Source organism: Nautilia lithotrophica, from assembly GCF_054656815.1.
Map to the genome: position 1 here is coordinate 687,246 of NZ_BAAHXN010000001.1, position 19,575 is coordinate 706,820.

Below are 19,575 nucleotides of genomic sequence, written 5' to 3' on the forward strand. Positions count from 1 at the left end.
AATTATAGCAAAAGACTACATTGAAATTGTAGTATTAAATACCTGTGTCGCTACAATACCAAAATAAATCGTTCCTATTAATAATATAAGTTGTCCTATTAAACTTCCGCTTGATATGTTGATTTTTTTAATTGTTCCATCAACCGGTTTATCAAAATAGATATGTTTAACAATCCAAGCGTAATAAGCTACTGCTAATGCTGAATTTAACAAAGCAACTAAAACAATTGGCCAAAGACCTGCGTCAATTCCTGCATAAAATGCAACAGCTTTAGATAAGAAACCTGCTAAAAGAGGAATTCCCGCCAAAGAAAATAATTGAATTGTAAAGAATAATGCATGAACTGGTGCTTTACTTCCTAAACCTTTAATATCTTCAAGGTATTTAACACCAGCTTCCCTTCTTAAATCATTTAAAATCAAGAATACACTTGTTTGCATAAATATATACGCAATAGCATAATAAAGAACACCTGTATACGAATAAACACTTGCCGCAGCTGCAAAAGGTATTAATGCATAACCGCTATGTGCGATTGATGAATAAGCAAGAATTTTTGAAATTCTTTTTTGCCATAAAGCCATAAAGTTTGCAAGTGTCATTGTAAGTATTGCAAAGAAACTGAATATCAACACAGTTGATGTAGGGTATGCTATTAAAAATTTATAAAATGCTTTAAATACAGCCACTAGCATTACACTTTTAATAACCCCACTTAAAATTGCTGCTGCCGCATGGTTTACTTGAGAATAAGCATCTGCAGCCCATGCATGCATTGGAACAACAGTTAATTTGTAAAAAATACCAGCAAGCATAATTGCTACTGCAATCAATGTAAATTTGCCGTGAACATTCATTTCGGCATAATTGAAACTATCAGTAACAAAACTGAAAAATGCAAAACCAAGTAAGATGATACCACTTGCCACTGCACCGGCAATAAATGCTTTAATAGCACCTTCTGCATTATAAAAGTTTCTGATATTTGCAACTAATACATATGAGATTATCGCTATAACTTCAAATAAAACAATAAATAAGAAAAAGTTGTTCGTTTCAAGAATCGCGATACTTGCACCAGCTACAAAAAGCATTTGCGCAATTAATGGTCTTTCAAAACCTGTTAACGATAACGTAACAGCCGCTAAAGTCGCCAAAAGAACATATTCCATCAATTGCGTAGAACTATCTAGAACAAAAAACGGAAACACATTATTTAAACTCATTCCATTATAAACCATCAATGCACTTGCTATAAATGCAGCAATGGCAATTAATTTAGCAATAAAAATATTACTTTTGTAAAATACCGGTACCAGTAATCCCGCCGCTATTAATATTATGAAACTCATTACATACCTCCAAGAAAGCTAAATGCTTTATTTGCTAAATCAAATATCGGCTGTGGTTGAATACCGAAATAAACAATCATTAAAGCAAACACTGCTAATGCAGCTTTTTCAGGATAACTCATAGTAAATTCAACTTTTTGAACAAGAGGTGACATTTCACCATGAATTGATCTTCTAACCGCCCAAATAATATATCCGGCGCTAATAAGTGACGCTACTGCGATGATTGCAATCCACCATCCGAATGATTTAATTGCTGAAACTATAATAGTAAGCTCACCTACAAATCCCATTGTTCCAGGTAGACCTAACGCTGCCATACCAGCAAGTATGAAAATCGCACTAACATAAGGCGCTTTTTTCATAATTCCACCCATTTCATCCATATACCATGTATGAGTTTTATGATGTAACCATCCTGCAATTAAAAATAGTGGTGAAATTACAAGTGCATGCCCAATCATTTCATAAAGAGCAGCACTTAATCCATCATACGTCATAGTCGCAATTGCAACTACCACAAGCCCCATATGTGAAATTGAGCTGTATGCAACCATTTTTTTAATATGTCTTTCATAAATAGCAAGCATACCAGCAAATAGTGTCGTATTAAGACCTATAATTAACATCCAAATCGAAAATTCTTGCGTAGTTATAGGCATTAATTCAACTGTAAATCTTATTAAACCATACGCACCCATTTTTAATAGAACACCTGCAAGCAATACAGAAATGCTACTCGGTGCTTCTACGTGTGCATCTGGAAGCCATGTATGAAACGGAAATGCTGGAAGTTTTGCAGCAAATCCTATAAACATAAACCACCAAATTAGTGCTGGCGTTGCAAGAGCTGTTTCTCTAATTAATGTTAAATCCCAGTAGCCAGTTTGTTTATATAATAAATAAAATCCAACAAACATAAACATACTAGCAACATGCGTATATAAGAAGAATTTAACAGCTGCATAAATTCTTCTTTCACCACCCCAAAAACCTACTAAAAAGAACATTGGAACTAATGTTAATTCCCAGAACATAAAGAACCATAAAACATTTGTAGTCATAAATACACCAAAAATCGGTCCACTAAATAAAACAAGCAAACTAAAATATGCAGCTTGGTTTTTTTCTTCCCAAGATGTAAAAACAACTAAAATCAATAACGCCGCAGTTAATAACAACATTGCAACACTTAATGCATCAACTCTAAGTGTTAACTCAAATCCAAACTGCGGAACACTTAAAAAACTTCCAAGTTCTAAAAACCCTTCTTGAGGAAGTGCATTATACCAACTAAATGCAATAAAAAATTGAACTACGAACCACCCTAGTGCAATATATTTAGCCAAGTCCTGATTATTTCTTGTCAAAAAATATAAAAGAATCGACAAGAAAATCGGAGCGAAAATTATATCAACAGCAACCATTTACAGCCCCTTTACAATTATTAAGATAGCAATAACGATGATTGCAACACCTATAACGAATTGACCCATATATGTCCCAATCTTACCACTATGACCTGCTCTGAAAATTTTGTAAATTCCAAAAGTAGCAGGAACTGTAGCATTTACCAAATAATCAATCACATTTGTATCGAACCATCTTGCCGCTTTAGCAACAGAATTAACTACAATTGTTTTCGAAATCCAAGTAATCATTCTTTCAACATAATAACCATTGAACAATACTTGATGTATTGTTTGAACAAAATGATGTGAAGCTATTTTATAAAGTAAATTTAATCCCTTAACATATAAACCTACAACTATTAAAAATAAGAGCATCATTCCTGTTAGCATAAATGCAGTTAAACCTGCAACGTGTGGTTCAACTTCTTCTTTGCCATTTAAAATAAAATGAACAATGTCGCTTTGCCATATAGATATAAATAATGTTACAACGGCTAATATTCCTAATGGTAATCTTATCCATAAATTACTAGGTGCATGAACGCTTCCAGCTATATCTTCATTTCTAGGTTCACCTAAGAAAATTAAAACCCAAAGTCTTGTAATATATGCAATTGATAACAATGCTGCAATAGTTACAAACACTTTAGTAAATTCATTACCATGTGCCCAAGCACTTGCTACTACCATTTCTTTTGAGAAAAATCCACTAAATGGTGGAACCCCAGCAAGTGAAAGTGAACCCATAGCCATAAATAACGCTACAAAAGGTGCAGTTTTAATAAGACCTCCTAGTTTCCATGCATCTTTTGTATGATGAGCTATATAAATAACCGCACCTGCACTCAAGAATAGCAACGCTTTAAAGATTGCGTGGTTTACAAGGTGTAGCATACCAGCCGCAAGGCTTCCCACTCCAAGCCCTACAAACGCAATTGATAAGTGTGACATTGTTGAATAAGCAAGGATCTTTTTAATCTCTTTTTGAACAAGCGCACTACTCGCACCGATAAATGCTGAAAGTGCTGCAACGTTTGCAACTATAAATAATGCATCCGTATATGCAAAGAAATCAAATAATCTTGCTACGATATAAATACCTGAGTTAACCATTGTTGCACCATGGATTAAGGCTGACACGGTTGTCGGACCTTCCATCGCATTCATAAGCCAAGGATATAATGGAAACTGACCAGATTTACCTATTGCACCCATAAAAATAAATAAAGCAACTACAAGTGCCACTGTTTTTGGAAGTTCACCTGCATTTGCCATTTCGTTTAATTCAACCAAATTTAGTGTTCCAGCATAATATACTAATAAACCGATTGCTGCCAATATAAATATATCACCGAATCTTGTATATAAAAATGCCTGCATACCTGCATCTGCCGCAGAATTTTTATAATACCAGAAACTAATTAATGCATAAGATGCAAGTCCCATAAATTCCCATCCAACAAATGCTCCGATTAAATCTTTGGTAATAACCAATAAAATCATACCACCAATAAAAAATAAAACTTTTGCATAATATCTAGGTTGATCTGGATCATCACCCATATAATCATGTGCAAAATGTATATCTGCAAAACCAAGTCCCGTTGCAATTAAAAGCATTACGATACTTAAATGGTCAATATAAATACCAAAAGGTAATCTTAAATCACCATAAGCTATCCATGTATAATCAATGTTTATTGGTGTATCGCTATAATTGAAATATATAACAATACTTGCCAAAAACAGCATTGCTCCTACTATTTCTGCTACCCAAAAAGCTAAATTTATTTTAATTTTCCCTAAAATATACGCTAGCACCGCGCCTAAAAACGGTGCGCATAGTAATACTAATACTGCATTATTCATCGCTCACCGCCTTATCTAATTTGTCTGGAATAATTTCGCCTGTTATTCTGTAGCTTAACAGGAATATTAAAACACCTGCTGCAGCTTCTAAAGTTGCAATTACAATAATTACGTATGCAACTGCCAAGCCTCTCGTAAGACCGAAATGATATGCTGCACTTGCTAAAAATAAAATTACAGCGTTTAATAAAATTTCTAGTGAAAAGAAAATTTTTAAAAAATCACTTTTACTCGTTACTCCATATAATCCGACCCCGAAAAGTATAATTGCGAAAATCGCATCAATGTAAAAACTAACCATTTTTATTCCTTTTCATGTTTTAGTGTATGTAGCATTCTAATACTTCCATATAATACACTTGCTGCTACAACACCCATAAATATTGCAATTTCTGCATAAAAATCAGTAAATACTTTAACTTGATCTTTTAAAGGAATAACTTTACCCTCATATGGTATAGGTGGTAATATAAATGGTATAATTAATAATCCTATTACAACAATTGTAACAATTGCTACAGCCCAAGGTCTTATTTCAAACTTTGGAAATTTTGAACCTATTACTGTAACACCAAAAAGGGTTAAAACTACAATACCACCAGTATATACAAAAATTTGGAATAATCCTAATAATTTTTCATCCATCAAAATATAATAAATACCTAATAAAAACATCATCATTACAAATGCTAATACTGCAGGAACCGTATTTTTTTGGGTTAATGCCATGACAGCTAATATAACTGCCAATGCCAAGATTAATACACTCATTATGCATCTCCTTTAGAAGCTTCATTGTTTTCTGAGGCAGCTTCTTTAGTTTCTGCTTCGGCTTTTGCTTTAGCTGCTTCTTCAGCTTTTTTCTTAGCCTCTGCTTCAGCTTTTTTCTTAGCTAGCATTTCAGCTTTTTTTCTAGCTTTTTCTTCTTCTTCTTTTTTCTTTTGTTCAATCCATTCTTGTGGAACTTCTGGTTTTACCCAATATTCTTTAATTGCTTCATCTGTTCCATCTGTAATCATTTCAAATGTTCCACCACTTAATTTAATCGCTTTTTCCGGCTTTGTAGGGCAAACATCTTCACAAAGTCCACAAAAAATACATATACCTAAATTCACTTCCGGTAAAGCTTTTGGTCTTTTTATTGGAAGAGGTTCCATTATAATAGCATCAACCGGACAAATTTTTGCACAAGCTTCGCATCCTGTGCATATATCATACCTAATTTCATGTTTACCTCTAAAAATTGGTGAATGATGCATTGTGTCATGAGTTACATCTTTAGTTGCTATTCTGGGTTCAGTTAATGCTTTTGTAACCCTTACAACTTTTTCTACTATATTAAAAAACATCTCAAGCTCCTAAAATATATATTTTTGCAAAAATAATCCAGACAAGATTCAATATTGCAAGTGGAGTTAGCCAGCTCCAGCAAAATTTAAGCATCTGGTCTAATCTAAGTCTTGGGTTAGACGCCCTAATAGCTACCATTACCACTGCAAGAAGTGCTATTTTTAAAAATAGCCACCAAAAGCTATCAAAGAAAAGCCCTCTGTAACCACCAAAGAATAAAACAACCGCAGCTGCAGACACAACAAGCATTTCTGTAAATTCAGCAAATTTTAAAAGAACATAGTTAGTTCCTGCATATTCAGTATAGAAACCATATACAATTTCTTGTTCTGCATCCGGAATATGGAAAGGCGGTTGTTCAAGAATACCAAGCATTGCTATAATGAAAATAACTGCACCAGGTAATAAAATTAAAGTTGTTAACCATGTATTTTGAGATTGAATTTCATATAAATTCATTGTTCCGAATAATAATGCAGGTGCTAATGCCGCTAAGAAAAATGGCGCTTCCATTGAAAGCATCTGTGCAAGAATTCTCATACCACCTAAAAAGGAATATTTATTATTAGAACCAAATCCTGTAAGGAATAATAAGAAAGGCTCAACCCCAATTAATACAACCAAACCTAAAACCCCATATTGAGTATCTAAAATCCCGTGACCATTATTAATAAGTGGTGTCCAAGGAATTAAAATAACCGGAAGAGCTGCAACAAGAGGCGTAATAATAGGAATAATATTAAATAGATATGGGTCAGCACTTTTAGGTGTAATTGATTCTTTCGTCAAAAGTTTAAATACATCATATACTGTTTGCAAAGTTCCTGCCGGCCCGTTAAAATGTGGACCTACCCTTTTATGAATATATGCCAGTGTTTTCCTTGCAAAATAAAACACAAAAAACGTCCATGCAAGTAAAAATAATAGACCCGGAAACACTAAAATATAAAATAACATTGCTCCAACACTCATCATCGCTCCTTATCTATCCAGGTCACCCTGACAGATATGCATACTTCCGTAAAGAAGCGGAATATCTGAAAGGGTTTTACCTTTTAGTAATTTATCAAGCATCATAGTATGGTTTACACTAGGTGCTTTAATTTTTAATCTATATGGACTTGTAGCTTTTTCCTGAGTTACAAGGTGCATTAAAATTTCACCCCTCGCCCATTCAATTCTTGAAACTGCTTCACCTGCCGGCATTCTTTTTGGCATTTTTACTAAATGGTCTTTTTTAGGATCCATCTCACCAGCTTCTATACCTTCTTCTATTTTTGCCATAGCTTGTTTAATTAAATCCATAGCCTGTTCAAGCTCTTTAAATATAATATAAAGTCTATCTCTTGCATCTCCATTTTCACATGTCACATAATCCATTTCAAGTTTGTCATAAGCAGCATACGGCTCATCGATTCTAACATCAATTTTTGCACCGCTTGCTCTTGCAATTGGACCTGCAAGATAATATTCTGCTACATCTTCTAATGTAAATACACCATTTCCTTTTGCCCTAGTATTCATTAATGGGTTTTTTAAGAAAATATCTTGTATGTCAGATTTTGTTTTTTCAAATTTTTCTATAGCTTTATTAATGGTTTCGAACCAAGATTTATAATCATTCAGTGGATATCTAACTCCTCCTGGTTCTACACATGCCGTAGCAATTCTAGCACCGCTGTAGTCTTCAAGAACATCTAGGAAATACTCCCTAATGTCAAGACACCACATCATAAATGTGTGAAGCCCCATTGTTCCGAAAAATCCACCAAGTGAAATTAAGTGAGAAGCAATTCTTCCCGTTTCTCCTAAGATTACTCTCATATATTTTGCAAATTCCGTAATTTCTTTTCCAGCTATCTCTTCAACTGCTTGAGAATAACAGATCATTGGATTCGGATTATCCATAAAACAAATTCTCTCAACCGCTACAATAGTTCCGATAAAATCTTTTCTTTCGGCAAGATGCTCAAGTGCTCTCCACACATAACCGATATCTGGTTCAATTCTTTCAACATTTTCACCATTAGTATAAACTTTTAATCTAATAGGACCACTCGCAGGATGTGTAGGTCCCCAGTTTAGAACTGTTCTACTTCCTTCATGTCCTACATTTTCTTCATATTCCTCATACTCATCAAAATATTCTTCAGTAATATCATTTATATTTTGTATTAAATTTTGCTCATGAGCTTTCCAGTCAAAATCTTTTCTGAATGGAAATTTACCATAATAATCTTTACTTATTAAGAAATATCTTAAATTCGGATGTCCTTTAAACTTAACTCCAAATGTTGAATATGCTTCAAGTTCATGCCAGTTAGCACTAGGCATTAAAGGCGTAATTGAATCAATATCACATTTTTCAAGATCTCTTTCGATATCTACTTTAAGCCATACGTTTTTTTTGCCAAATAAATCTTCTAAAAAGTAGTTTACTTCGATTTTATTCTCATCAATAAAATCCGTAGGACTCACTGTTGAACAAGTTTTTACACCCGCTTCTTTTAAATCTTTTATAACGTTTAATAAATCATTTTTATTTTTAAGTTTGGCTTTCACCCATGTAGATTTGTAATCTTCTACATATTCCATATCATATTTGTTTAAAATATTCTTAATGTTTTCCATGAGAGCCCTTTAAAATTTCATTTGTTTCCAGAGGCCGCCTTGACTTGACGCACTTGGCTCACCTCTTTTGATTTTTTCTTTAAGTTCTTCAAGCCCGGCAATAATCGCTTCCGGTCTTGGAGGACAACCTGCTACGAAAACATCTGCAGGAAGAATTTCAGTCATATTTTTAATAACAGATACAGAATCATTATAAGGTCCTCCATCATATGCACAAGCACCTATTGCCACTACATATCTAGGTTCTGGCATTTGTTCATATGTTCTAAGTAAAGCCGGAAGAATTTTTTTACTTACAAGCCCCGTAATAAACATAATATCTGCTTGTCTTGGAGTTGGTGTCATGATATATCCATATCTTTCCCAGTCATATCTCGGCCCCATAGCAGCCAGCATTTCGAGTGAACAACATCCACTACAAAAATGGACGATCCAAGGAGACTTACTCCTTGCATAATTAAAAAAATCAAGCACTTTTAGCATTTCTATACTCCTTCATACTAATCGTAATAGCTGCAAATAACAATATTCCAAATACCATTGCCCAATTTAATGCATCTGTTGAATCAGCAAATACAAATAGGCTAAAAAATAATCCCGCCATATCGAATACAATAAATGCAATTGCAAAAATAAAGTATCCGAAATTAGCTTTCATTGGAACTTCTGAGCTTGGTGGTAAACCACACTCAAAGTGATCATTTTTAATCTCACTTGGATTTAATGGCGCAACTGCTATACCTAACAGATAAAGCAAAATTACACCTAGCAGCGTTCCAGCCGCAAAGAATAAAATCGTTCCCATTTAAACTCCTTTTTGGAAATATTATCAAAATGAATTTGCTATTAATTCAATTTATCAAATTATAAGTGAAAATTATTAATTACACAAATTTTATCTTAATACAAATTTAATATCAGTTACTTTAAGTAATAAATGAACATTCAGTTATCTTACCATATTTCACACTTTTAGAAAACCTAATTCTTTTTCATTATCAAAAGCACTTCCTTTTTCTTTTTTAATTTCTTCTATAAAATCTTCTGTTTTAAAAATAGGTATTTTTCTCATAGCAACTTTTAGAGCTGTATTTTTTATAATTACTTCTATTTGTGCACCCGTCAATTCGAATTTACTTAATTCATTGATATTAAAATTTTCATCATATTCGGCTGTTTTTGGTAGTTTTAATTTCCATAATTTTTTTCTCTCCTTAAGTCCAGGTTTTTCAAAAAGAATCTTATATTCAAACCTTCTAGAAAACGCACTATCAATCGTTTCAAGCAAGTTGGTAGTCGCTATTAATAATCCATCAAATTTTTCAAGTTGCTCCAAAAAAATATTTTGCATCTGATTATGCATTTTATCGGCACTACTAAATGCCGCTGTCGTTCTACTGCTTAAAAATTGATCAGCTTCATTTAATAATAAAATAGGTTTAGTTTTTAGTTTTTCACATATTGAGTAGTATTCATCAAACATACGTCTGACATTCTTTTCACTTTCACCAACATACATCGAAAGAATTTTACTAGAATCAAGACTCAAAAGTGGTTTGTTTAACTCTTTGGCAATTGAATGTGCAGTTAGCGTTTTACCCGTCCCCGGAGGTCCGTAAAAAATTATTTTAGCTTCTATGTCATTACTCTCTTTGATTCCCCAGCTTTTTAAAAGTTTCAATACTCTCTTATCAATCTGTTTTAAAAGCATATTTATCATTTCTTTGGTTTTTGCCGGAAGAATCACCTCATCAAGACTTTTTTTAGGTTCAATAAAATCAAAAATTGATTCCCTTACAATATGCTCGATTTTATGTTTTTTCTTAGGATGTATTAGTTCGTTTAATATATCCTCATTTAAAAAATATATTTTGCTGTATCCTCCAAAAGCACCAATCAATTCATCATATTCAAAAATTTCTTCGCTTATAAGTTTTGAATTGTCATCCAAAAGAGCCCTGTTTTTAATTCTTTCTATTTCATCGTCACTTATTAAGTTCAGTAGATAATTCTGCTCTCTTGCATTTTCATTGCTTGAAGTATATTCTTCTTTTAAAAGTGCCAAAAACAATATTTCCTCTTTTTCATTCAATCCATTCTCTTCAATAAAATTTTGAACCGGCAGTTCTATTGTGGTTTTTTTCACTCTTTCTTTGATGGTGTTTTCAATTAATTTTAGCTTGCTCTGTAATCTTTTTATACTTGCTGATTCTTTTGAATAATTGGTTTTTATATTACTTAGCTGTTCATAAAGTTCTATTCTTAAAAACTGATCATGTAAATATTCGAGATGATCGTTATAAGGTGTTTTTTCAGGTATTACCAAATCCAAACTACCCTGTTCTATTAATTTTAAAAAAGCCACGGAAAGAGAAACAGAAGAATTAAAGATTTCCAGAACAGACAAATCATTATTTTTAATTTGAGAAAAACTACTAATAACTATCCAACCTTCCTCTAATAAATTTTTAATTAACCCAACATATTCAAGTGCTTTTAGCTTATTTTCGGAAAATAAATCACTCAATAGTGTTCTAACTTTTACATCTTCATTCCCCTCTATATATTCTTCTAAAAGTTTTTTCAATATTTTAAGTTCTTTATCGTTAACATTCAATATGTTGTATATTTTACTTTTTTTGGGGTTTTCTAAAAAAAGTTTAATATTTTCTATCATTTAATCCCTTTATGTGAGTTAAGAAGCAGTTAAGTTGTAAAGCAGTCATTAATTAAAAACTTTCTTCACAACTTAAATTAAGTATAATTTTACCAAAAAAAGGCTTTTAATGCAGTTTATTTATTTTCCGGATCCTTCAACCCAAATTACAATCACAGGGGATGAGCATAAATACCTTTTTAAAGTCAGAAGAATAAAAAAAAATGAATTTGTAAAAATAAGAAATTTAAAAGACGACTATTTATATATTTATAAAATTGAATCAATAAATAAAAAAGAGGCTATACTTTCATTAATCGAAAAAAAACTAAGTCCCAATAAGCCTAAAAAGCATTTTCACCTTGCATGGTGTATTATTGAACCTAAAAACATCGAAAAAACCCTTCCATCACTTAATGAAATAGGAATAAGTAAAATAACGTTTATTTATTGTGAATATTCACAAAAAAACTTTAAAATAAAATTAGATAGAATAGAAAAAATTTTAATAAACTCAGCACAGCAGTGTGGTAGAAGCAATATTCCGGAAATAGAAATCGTAAGTTCAAGTCAAGAATTTTTTGAAAAATATAAAGAATTTTATGCGCTTGATTTTGACGGAAGTGAAATTGAATGCAATTTCTATAGCAACAAACCTTTCCTGATAGGTCCAGAGGGTGGTTTTAGTGATAAAGAAAGAAAATATTTTAAAAACAAATTTAAATTAAAAGGTTTCATATTAAGAAGCGAAACTGCTGCTATTAGTATTTGCAGTAAAATTTTATTATAAATTTTACATTAATCTTACAAAAACTACATTTTTTTTCCTTTTTATCATTAAATTCAATATTTTTAAATTCTTATTAACATAAATCAATGCTTTTATTTTCTATATTTTAATATAATTAATGCATCAAAAAAAAAGGCGTAATATGAAGATAATTGTCATAGAAGACGAAGAAACTTTAAATGATGCACTTACAATGTTTCTAGAAAGTGAAGGTTATGATGTTAATTCCTATTACGACTTAAAAAGTTTTTTCTCTTCAATTTATGATTATTTAGATGCGGATCTTATTATTGCCGATATTTCACTCCCAGATGGCAATTTTTTACAAGAAATGAAAAAATTTCCAAAAATTTCACAAAAAACAAAAGTTATGATTATATCTGGACAAACCGAAATAGAAAATATAAGAAAAGCGTTCAATCTTGGTGCTGAAGATTTTATTAAAAAACCATTTGATTATGAAGAAATACTGCTCAGAATAAATAAAATGTTTACCAAAAAAAATCAAAAAATCATAAATGGTGTTTATTATGACTTTGATTCAAAAGCCTTAATTAAAAACAATGAAAAAATACTTTTATCCAAAAAAGAATCATTAACTTTGGAACTCTTTTTAAAAAATAGAGGAAAAATTTTATCACCAGAATATATTATGCAAGAAGTTTGGGGTGAAATTGTAGAAAACAATACTTTAACTGTTATGATAAAACGAGTTAGAGAAAAAATCGGTGATAAAAAAGCAATAGTTTCTAAAAGAGATTTGGGATACATTATGTTTTAATGTTTTAGAGAATAAAGTGGTCATTTTAATATCATAATTAAATTTTAAAATTACATACATCAAAAAAGAGGAGATTAATGTTTAAATTCAACAAAACACCATTTGCACAAGTTTTTTTTCATGATATAAAAAATAAACTCGGAAGCATAAAATTTAGTATTTCCATGTTAAAAAACCCAAAAATAGCACAAACACAAAAAGAAAAATTAATCGACTCTCTTATATCTACAATAGAAAAAACCATCGATATGCTACAAGATTTTATTGAAATGGAAAGATTCAAAAAAGCTAAATTTTTAAAAAACGAAAAAATCGATTTAAAATATTTAATCAAAGAAATAATTCAAGAGCTTCAAACGGATATTGAAAGAAAAAATATAAATCTATATTTAAATATTGATCAAGCTGAAAATATAAAAACAAATAGAGAATGGTTAAAAAAAGCATTATTGAATATATTACATAATAGTATCAAATATAATAAAGATAATGGCGAATTATTTATAAGTATAAATGAAGAAAACAATGGATATCTTTTAATAATAAGAGATACCGGTATAGGAATGAGCGAAGAAGAAAAAAAAAATATTTTTAAAAAATATTATACATCAGGCAAAGACCACGGAACAGGTTTGGGTCTTACAATGTCAAAAGCTGTTATAGAATCAATTGGTGGTGCCATAGCTATAGAAAGTGAAAAAAACAAAGGAAGTAAATTTTTTATTTTTTTACCTAAAACAGCTAAACAAATTAAAATCAGACAACTTGCAACAGCCCTTTCCGCAATTGCACTATTTTTATTCATAAGTGTTGATTATTTTTATTGTTTAATACCTCAAACTATAACGACAAAAATATCAAACAATTCAATAATTTACCAACTTCAAAACAATGTAATTGCCAGGGCAAACAAAGATGATAAAATAAAAATAATTGCTTATCGAAACATTTTTAATACCAACTCAAGAACTAAATTCATATTACAAAAGGCTGATATAAACATTAATACCGCTTCCAAGCCAATTGAAGTAGTTGCAAATGGAGAAACAATACGAAATCATGGAACTGAATTTGAAACAGTAGTAAATAAAAATTTACTTGCAACAAGTGTATATAAAGGCGAAATTCAAGCAGGAAAAACTAATATACGACAAAATGAGGGCTTGATTCATAAAAGAAACAGATTAATAAAAGAAAAATTACCTAATAAAGTTACACATATTACAATAAACAACGATAGAAACAATAATATTAATATATATTGGGATAGTAATTATAAAAAATTCATAATTACATTAAGTAGAAATAAAAATTTTGCAGATATTCCACTATTAAAATTCAAAACCTCAAAAAAACATATTACATTTGACATGCTTGATGATGGGAAATGGTATGTTGCGTTACAAACTGAAAAAAATTCATTATTTTCTATACCAGTAATTAAAAATTTTCTTTCATTAAGAAATTATCAAAAAGCTTTACAAGCTTTTAATCAAAAAGATCTAACACTTGCAGAAACTCTTGTAAATTTAAGTCTATCTACAATTAAAAATGACTCATATAAACCTTACTTATTAAAATCCAAAATATTATTAATGCAAAAAAACATGCAAGATTCTTTAACATTTGCACAAAAAGCATTTGATATCGACAAAAATGATAAAACAAAATATCAATTAGGATTATTACTTTATAAAACACATAAATATAAAAAAAGTATTCAAATACTTAAAAGTATGCAAAATAAAGAAAACACTGAATTGCTTGCTTATAATTATTTTAAATTAGGTGATTTTAAAAAAGCAAAAAAATTTTTATATAAAACATTAGAACAAAACCCTAAAAATAAAGAGGCTTTAAAATATATGATAATAATACAAAAAAAAGAAAAAAATAAATTTTTACTTCAATATTTTGAACAACAGTTAAAGGAAACTGAATGAATTTTACAGATATAATAAATAAATCTGAAATTATATTAATTGAAGGCGGTAAGAAACAAGGAAAATTAACTTTTGCCCTATATGAATCAGCTAATGAAAAAACTTTAATTTTTTCTGCTTATCAAAAACCCATTTTTTTTAAAAGACTAAGTGCTATAACAAATTTAAAAGACGAAAACATACAAAGTGCTCTTAGTAAAGTAAAATTTTTAACTTTAAAAGAAGACTGGCTGGAATACAAAATTAAATATGGATATGATTTTTTACTTGAAGACATCAAAAGAGCAATAAAAGAATATGAGCCTAAAAATGTAATATTTCACAGATTAGATTTAGTATTTGGAACACATATTAGCGATAATACTTCTATTTTTATGGAAAAACTAATTGGTATAAAAGAAATGTTCGAGTGTAAATTTTTCATCACCGTAACCCCAACAGAAGAAAATGAAACAATAATTGAAACAATAGAGGATTTCAGCGATTTAAACATTGAAATTAGAAAAGAAAAAGAAAGAATAATAGTTATAAAAAATTCAATATTTCCTGTCCAACCAGATAAATATTACTTTTTATACAAAAATGATAGAATTGAAATAAAACCTGTTGATACAAGCATTAAAACATCAAAAAGTATCCATATTTTATTAATTACTGACAAAAAAGAATTAATTGAACTACATAAATATATTTTTAGCAAAAAAGGTTTTTTTATAGATGTTGCAACAAGTATGTCTGATACAATAAATAAAATATTAAGTAGCCCTGACATTATAATTTATAACCCAAAAGATGAAAAACTTGATTTAAGCGTTTGTAATACCATTAAACAACAAAAAATTCCTTCAAAACTTATTTATATTACTCAATCAGATTATGTTAGGGCTGAAGATAAAATGAAAGCATTAGAATCAGGATGTTATGAAATGTTCCCTCTTAATTTTATGTTAGGTGAATATATTTTAGAAATTGAAAAAATGCTTAACAACAATTTTTATACTTCGATTCTTAATAAATTATCAAAAAATAAAATTATTACAAATTTAAAAAATTTTTGTGAAATTATAAATAGTTTATATAATGAAAGCGTATTTTTTACAATATTAAAATTTAATTTAAATGCCAAACCTGACAAAATTAGAGAAAAATTAAGAAACACTGACATTATATATTTTAATGAAACAAATCAAACATTTATTTTAACACTAATAAATATTAGAAAAATAAATATTGCTCCTGTAATAACTAAACTTTTTGAACAAAATAAACCTGATATTAAAATTTTTGAAGCAACGGAATGGAAAGAAAAAGAAGAGGAGATCTGCAAATGAAAAAAATAATTTTGTTTACTATTACAATATTATGTTTTGCTTTGGATATAGATATAAAGTCTTTAGAAAAAAATGTTAAATCACACCCCAATGATTTACAAAACAGACTTATAATAGCAAGTTATTACATAAAACACAACAACCTACCACTGGCACAAAAATATATAAATTATGTATTGAAAAAAGACCCTAAAAACAAAAATGCGTTAGCGTTAAAAAACAAAATAAACGCTATTTTTTTTAATGAAGAAATTAAAAAAAAATATAAAACTTTAAACAATGCAATAAGCACCATTTATGAAAAAGAAAACTACAAAAAATTGTTAAAAATTTACAAACAGATTAGTAAATTTAAGCAAGATAACAAAATATCGGAAGAGAACAAAATTAAAATAGCAAGAGTAGCTATGTGGGAAGGAGATTATACTCTTTCATTAAATATTCTTAAAACTTTGAAAAACAAAAAAACTTTAGATTATTACGAAATTAAAGCATATAATTTATATTACATGGGAAAATATAAAGAAGCAAAAAAATATTTTCAAATTCTATTCCATACAACAGGTAAAACAGAATATGCAGAAAAATTATTAAATATATACTTTTATTTGGGAGATATAGATTCTGCAGAAAAACTTCTTTTATCTCTTAAAAGAACGCACCCTAAATTAGCAAAAAAGTATGAACAAAAAATATTAGAATTGAAACATCGTCAATTAAAACAATTAGAAGAAAAATACAAACAAAACCCTACATTTCAAAATTTACAATCATTGACATATCTTCTTTTTCAAACATCGCCTCGAGAAGCCATTGATTTAGTTAAAAATTATATCAAACTTAACCCTTCTGATAAAAAAGCAAAAATTTTTTTGGCAAAACTTCTTAGCTGGAGTGGTAACAACGAAGAAGCAATAAAATATTTAAGTGAATTTCAAAACACAAACGATATGGAAGCCAAACTTTTATTTGGAAAAATTTTGGCTTGGCAAGGAGATTATAATAAAGCTTTATTGTTTTTAAGCGACGTGTATGATCATGGAAATGAAAAACAAAAATATGAAGCAAAAAAAATGCTTGGCTTCATAGCAATGTGGCAAGGTAAAAATATTAAAGCTAAACAGATATTTACCTCTCTTTTAAAACAAAATCCTAAAGATGAGGAAGTAATTGAAGCATTGATGGTATTAAATAAAAATGTTAAACCTTTAATAACAAAATATCAAAAATTATTGAAAAAAAACCCAAACAATGAAGAATATATTTTAAAGCTTGCAGACTATTATTATATGATTAAAAATTATGATAAATCTGCTTATTATTATGAAAAATACTTAAAACTTCATCCTGAAAAAATTGAAATATACAAAACATTGGGTGATATTTATTTGCAATTAAAAAATTATTATAAAGGATTTGGAAATTTAGAGTATTATGCAAGTTATAAAAATACAAAAGAAGCATATTTAGATTTAGCATATAGATATTATTGGAACGGATTTAATAAAGAAGCATTAAAAGTTCTTGATGATCTGTTAAAAAAATATCCTAATTTCCAAGACGCTTTAATTTTAAAAGCAAAAATATTAAAAATAAATCCAAGATTTGTAAATTCAAGCACCGCTGCAACCATAGATGAATATTACGCTAAAAGAAGTGAAAAAATACTTGCATTAGCAGACAGAGCTTATTTTGCAAATCTTTATAAAAGCGCAGCAGATTATTATAAAGAATATCTATTTTTAAAACCAAACGATTACGACGTAAGAGAAAAATATGCATACGCATTAGAAGCTTCCAAAGAATACGCAAAGGCAGCAGGGGAATTTTATTTACTAATGTGGTATAAAAAAACACCCCTTATAGAGTATCATTATGCATTTAATCTTCAAAAATCGGGACAGAGTGAAAAAGCCAAAAAAATCTATCAAAAATTATTACAAAACGTTCCAAAACCATTACCTGGTTTTTTAAAAAAATTTTTAAATAATTGGAAACAGGCATGGGAAAGTATGAATTTTGCAAAATATGCCTCTTATTACGATAAATCAATTTCTGAAAAATTATATTGGAGATTAAAAAAACAATCTATATTTAAAAAAGCTTCATTTATTAGTGTTGGTATTTATGATCCTGTTTTAATAGAAAAAAAAGATAATATCTATAAAATAAAATTCTTTCAGGTTTATGCTTCTAAAATAAAAAAAGACAAAGGTTACAAAACACTTGAAATCAAATGTAATCAAAGTAATTGCAAAATTATAAAAGAAACTTGGACACCTGGAGCATATACGCCATACAACCCTAATAATTCACTTGAAAAATACATCAAAGATAATTTAAATGAATTAAACAATACAAAAAAAACGGAAGTGAAATTGATATCAAAAAAAAAACACACACCTATCAATAACATTAACAAAAAAACAAATAACGCTATAAACCAAGACATCAAAAAAAAAGATATTATATTATCAGCCGATTTAAAACTTGAACCCCAAAACGAAAAAAAAGCACTTGATTATTTATATTTAAAAAAAGAAAAAGCAACAAAAAGCAATGTCATACAACAGGATTTAAAAGAATCTGCTGTGCCTTTATTTGATTGGCAACTTTTTGGCTATATAAATTATTTTAAAGATAATCAAAACACTAAAATGTGGACTCGATACATCAGTATAAGTAAACGGATTAATACATTTGTTCCTTTTTTATTTTTTAAAAACTATGATTTGTCACAAACATCAAATAAAAATGGTTTTTTATATGGATTAGGAATTAAAAAGAAACCTTTTTTATTTGATGTTTTTTTAGATAAAAGCGGATTGAATACTTTAGGATGGGATATTGAATATTATCCGTATTTTTTAAAAGGTATCACTTTAAGATTAAATAAACACAATATGGTATATTCAAGAAAAACTATATGCAGTTCAAATCATACAAAAATAAAACTTGAAGCCACAGGATATAAAGTTATAAAAAAACCAAAAGAATTATGGTGGTCAATAGCTTATGAAAAAGTTGATGACGGAAATAACGTTTTAACCCCCCAACTTGAATATGATATTAAAAACTTCTCTTACAAAAGTATTCCCATCATTTTTTATTTTTCAGGATGGTATCAATTTAACTCAAAACAAACAGATTGTTACTATTCACCGGACAAAACTGATACTAACATTTTAGGGCTTAAAGTTATATACCCCTATAAAAAAGTTAAAATCAAATTTAAAGGCGGCATAGGCTATAGCTTTTTTGATAAAACTTATGTTTATAAATTAGGTCTATGGGGAAGCACGATAAATGTAGATAAAATCGAAGCTAAACTTGGATGTGAATATAGTAATACTTCCGCATTAAATCAATCTTCAAATTACAAAAGCTTTGAATGTGAAATTTCCGCAAGGAAGTGGTGGTGAGAAGTGTTCTTGTCATATTAGTAAGTTTTACTTTAAT

Annotated in this window: 16 protein-coding genes; 5 read left to right on the top strand and 11 right to left on the bottom strand. The window is 29.3% G+C overall.

The window, feature by feature from the left end; genetic code table 11:
- Nucleotides 1-15: 15 nt before the first annotated feature.
- The 11 genes from ACYQ19_RS03585 to ACYQ19_RS03635 form a co-directional block, all read right to left on the bottom strand.
- A complete protein-coding gene (locus ACYQ19_RS03585) occupies nucleotides 16-1,353 on the bottom strand; it encodes an NADH-quinone oxidoreductase subunit N (protein ID WP_459978053.1) in 1,338 nt (445 codons plus the stop codon).
- Nucleotides 1,353-2,780 (bottom strand): complex I subunit 4 family protein, encoded by a 1,428-nt coding sequence (locus ACYQ19_RS03590; protein ID WP_459978054.1) that lies wholly within the window; start codon nucleotides 2,778-2,780, stop codon nucleotides 1,353-1,355. The genes ACYQ19_RS03585 and ACYQ19_RS03590 overlap by 1 nt, the downstream gene beginning before the upstream one ends.
- Nucleotides 2,781-4,634, bottom strand: coding sequence for an NADH-quinone oxidoreductase subunit 5 family protein (locus tag ACYQ19_RS03595; RefSeq protein WP_459978055.1), 1,854 nt, complete (start codon nucleotides 4,632-4,634; stop codon nucleotides 2,781-2,783).
- Nucleotides 4,627-4,935 (bottom strand): NADH-quinone oxidoreductase subunit NuoK, encoded by a 309-nt coding sequence (locus ACYQ19_RS03600; protein WP_015902741.1) that lies wholly within the window; start codon nucleotides 4,933-4,935, stop codon nucleotides 4,627-4,629. The genes ACYQ19_RS03595 and ACYQ19_RS03600 overlap by 8 nt, the downstream gene beginning before the upstream one ends.
- 2 nt (nucleotides 4,936-4,937) lie before the next feature.
- Nucleotides 4,938-5,405 carry an NADH-quinone oxidoreductase subunit J family protein gene (locus ACYQ19_RS03605; protein WP_459978056.1) on the bottom strand — a complete coding sequence of 156 codons (468 nt, stop codon included), beginning with the start codon at nucleotides 5,403-5,405 and terminating at the stop codon, nucleotides 4,938-4,940.
- Nucleotides 5,405-5,983 carry a 4Fe-4S binding protein gene (locus ACYQ19_RS03610; protein ID WP_459978057.1) on the bottom strand — a complete coding sequence of 193 codons (579 nt, stop codon included), beginning with the start codon at nucleotides 5,981-5,983 and terminating at the stop codon, nucleotides 5,405-5,407. The genes ACYQ19_RS03605 and ACYQ19_RS03610 overlap by 1 nt, the downstream gene beginning before the upstream one ends.
- Nucleotide 5,984: 1 nt before the next feature.
- The gene (locus ACYQ19_RS03615; protein ID WP_459978058.1) at nucleotides 5,985-6,956 is read right to left on the bottom strand and encodes a complex I subunit 1/NuoH family protein; all 972 of its coding nucleotides are present in this window, start codon (nucleotides 6,954-6,956) and stop codon (nucleotides 5,985-5,987) included.
- A 9-nt stretch (nucleotides 6,957-6,965) separates the two neighbouring features.
- Entirely contained in the window at nucleotides 6,966-8,615 is a 1,650-nt protein-coding gene (locus tag ACYQ19_RS03620; RefSeq protein ID WP_459978059.1) for an NADH-quinone oxidoreductase subunit D-related protein, read from the bottom strand.
- Nucleotides 8,616-8,624: 9 nt separating this feature from the next.
- Nucleotides 8,625-9,098 (bottom strand): NADH-quinone oxidoreductase subunit B, encoded by a 474-nt coding sequence (locus ACYQ19_RS03625; protein ID WP_015901732.1) that lies wholly within the window; start codon nucleotides 9,096-9,098, stop codon nucleotides 8,625-8,627.
- A complete protein-coding gene (locus ACYQ19_RS03630) occupies nucleotides 9,082-9,420 on the bottom strand; it encodes an NADH-quinone oxidoreductase subunit A (protein WP_015902481.1) in 339 nt (112 codons plus the stop codon). Before ACYQ19_RS03630 ends, ACYQ19_RS03625 begins: the two co-directional genes overlap by 17 nt.
- A gap of 159 nt (nucleotides 9,421-9,579) precedes the next feature.
- Nucleotides 9,580-11,292, bottom strand: a complete 1,713-nt coding sequence (locus ACYQ19_RS03635; protein ID WP_459978060.1) for an AAA family ATPase — start codon at nucleotides 11,290-11,292, stop codon at nucleotides 9,580-9,582.
- A 109-nt stretch (nucleotides 11,293-11,401) separates the two neighbouring features.
- Here ACYQ19_RS03635 and ACYQ19_RS03640 point away from each other — a divergent pair, with 109 nt between their 5' ends.
- The 5 genes from ACYQ19_RS03640 to ACYQ19_RS03660 all read left to right on the top strand — a co-directional run bounded on the left by ACYQ19_RS03640 (nucleotide 11,402) and on the right by ACYQ19_RS03660 (nucleotide 19,538).
- Nucleotides 11,402-12,061 carry a 16S rRNA (uracil(1498)-N(3))-methyltransferase gene (locus ACYQ19_RS03640; RefSeq protein WP_459978061.1) on the top strand — a complete coding sequence of 220 codons (660 nt, stop codon included), beginning with the start codon at nucleotides 11,402-11,404 and terminating at the stop codon, nucleotides 12,059-12,061.
- A 142-nt stretch (nucleotides 12,062-12,203) separates the two neighbouring features.
- Entirely contained in the window at nucleotides 12,204-12,842 is a 639-nt protein-coding gene (locus ACYQ19_RS03645; RefSeq protein ID WP_459978062.1) for a response regulator transcription factor, read from the top strand.
- A 77-nt stretch (nucleotides 12,843-12,919) separates the two neighbouring features.
- Nucleotides 12,920-14,785, top strand: coding sequence for an ATP-binding protein (locus tag ACYQ19_RS03650; protein ID WP_459978063.1), 1,866 nt, complete (start codon nucleotides 12,920-12,922; stop codon nucleotides 14,783-14,785).
- A complete protein-coding gene (locus tag ACYQ19_RS03655; RefSeq protein WP_459978064.1) occupies nucleotides 14,782-16,116 on the top strand; it encodes a response regulator in 1,335 nt (444 codons plus the stop codon). Before ACYQ19_RS03650 ends, ACYQ19_RS03655 begins: the two co-directional genes overlap by 4 nt.
- Nucleotides 16,113-19,538, top strand: coding sequence for a tetratricopeptide repeat protein (locus tag ACYQ19_RS03660; protein ID WP_459978065.1), 3,426 nt, complete (start codon nucleotides 16,113-16,115; stop codon nucleotides 19,536-19,538). Before ACYQ19_RS03655 ends, ACYQ19_RS03660 begins: the two co-directional genes overlap by 4 nt.
- Nucleotides 19,539-19,575 lie beyond the last annotated feature (37 nt).

Bases quoted from the DNA above. Each gene is read 5' to 3' on its own strand.
- ACYQ19_RS03585 (WP_459978053.1), bottom strand. From the start codon at position 1,353: ATGAGTTTCATAATATTAATAGCGGCGGGATTACTGGTACCGGTATTT.
- ACYQ19_RS03590 (WP_459978054.1), bottom strand. From the start codon at position 2,780: ATGGTTGCTGTTGATATAATTTTCGCTCCGATTTTCTTGTCGATTCTT.
- ACYQ19_RS03595 (WP_459978055.1), bottom strand. From the start codon at position 4,634: ATGAATAATGCAGTATTAGTATTACTATGCGCACCGTTTTTAGGCGCG.
- ACYQ19_RS03600 (WP_015902741.1), bottom strand. From the start codon at position 4,935: ATGGTTAGTTTTTACATTGATGCGATTTTCGCAATTATACTTTTCGGG.
- ACYQ19_RS03605 (WP_459978056.1), bottom strand. From the start codon at position 5,405: ATGAGTGTATTAATCTTGGCATTGGCAGTTATATTAGCTGTCATGGCA.
- ACYQ19_RS03610 (WP_459978057.1), bottom strand. From the start codon at position 5,983: ATGTTTTTTAATATAGTAGAAAAAGTTGTAAGGGTTACAAAAGCATTA.
- ACYQ19_RS03615 (WP_459978058.1), bottom strand. From the start codon at position 6,956: ATGAGTGTTGGAGCAATGTTATTTTATATTTTAGTGTTTCCGGGTCTA.
- ACYQ19_RS03620 (WP_459978059.1), bottom strand. From the start codon at position 8,615: ATGGAAAACATTAAGAATATTTTAAACAAATATGATATGGAATATGTA.
- ACYQ19_RS03625 (WP_015901732.1), bottom strand. From the start codon at position 9,098: ATGCTAAAAGTGCTTGATTTTTTTAATTATGCAAGGAGTAAGTCTCCT.
- ACYQ19_RS03630 (WP_015902481.1), bottom strand. From the start codon at position 9,420: ATGGGAACGATTTTATTCTTTGCGGCTGGAACGCTGCTAGGTGTAATT.
- ACYQ19_RS03635 (WP_459978060.1), bottom strand. From the start codon at position 11,292: ATGATAGAAAATATTAAACTTTTTTTAGAAAACCCCAAAAAAAGTAAA.
- ACYQ19_RS03640 (WP_459978061.1), top strand. From the start codon at position 11,402: ATGCAGTTTATTTATTTTCCGGATCCTTCAACCCAAATTACAATCACA.
- ACYQ19_RS03645 (WP_459978062.1), top strand. From the start codon at position 12,204: ATGAAGATAATTGTCATAGAAGACGAAGAAACTTTAAATGATGCACTT.
- ACYQ19_RS03650 (WP_459978063.1), top strand. From the start codon at position 12,920: ATGTTTAAATTCAACAAAACACCATTTGCACAAGTTTTTTTTCATGAT.
- ACYQ19_RS03655 (WP_459978064.1), top strand. From the start codon at position 14,782: ATGAATTTTACAGATATAATAAATAAATCTGAAATTATATTAATTGAA.
- ACYQ19_RS03660 (WP_459978065.1), top strand. From the start codon at position 16,113: ATGAAAAAAATAATTTTGTTTACTATTACAATATTATGTTTTGCTTTG.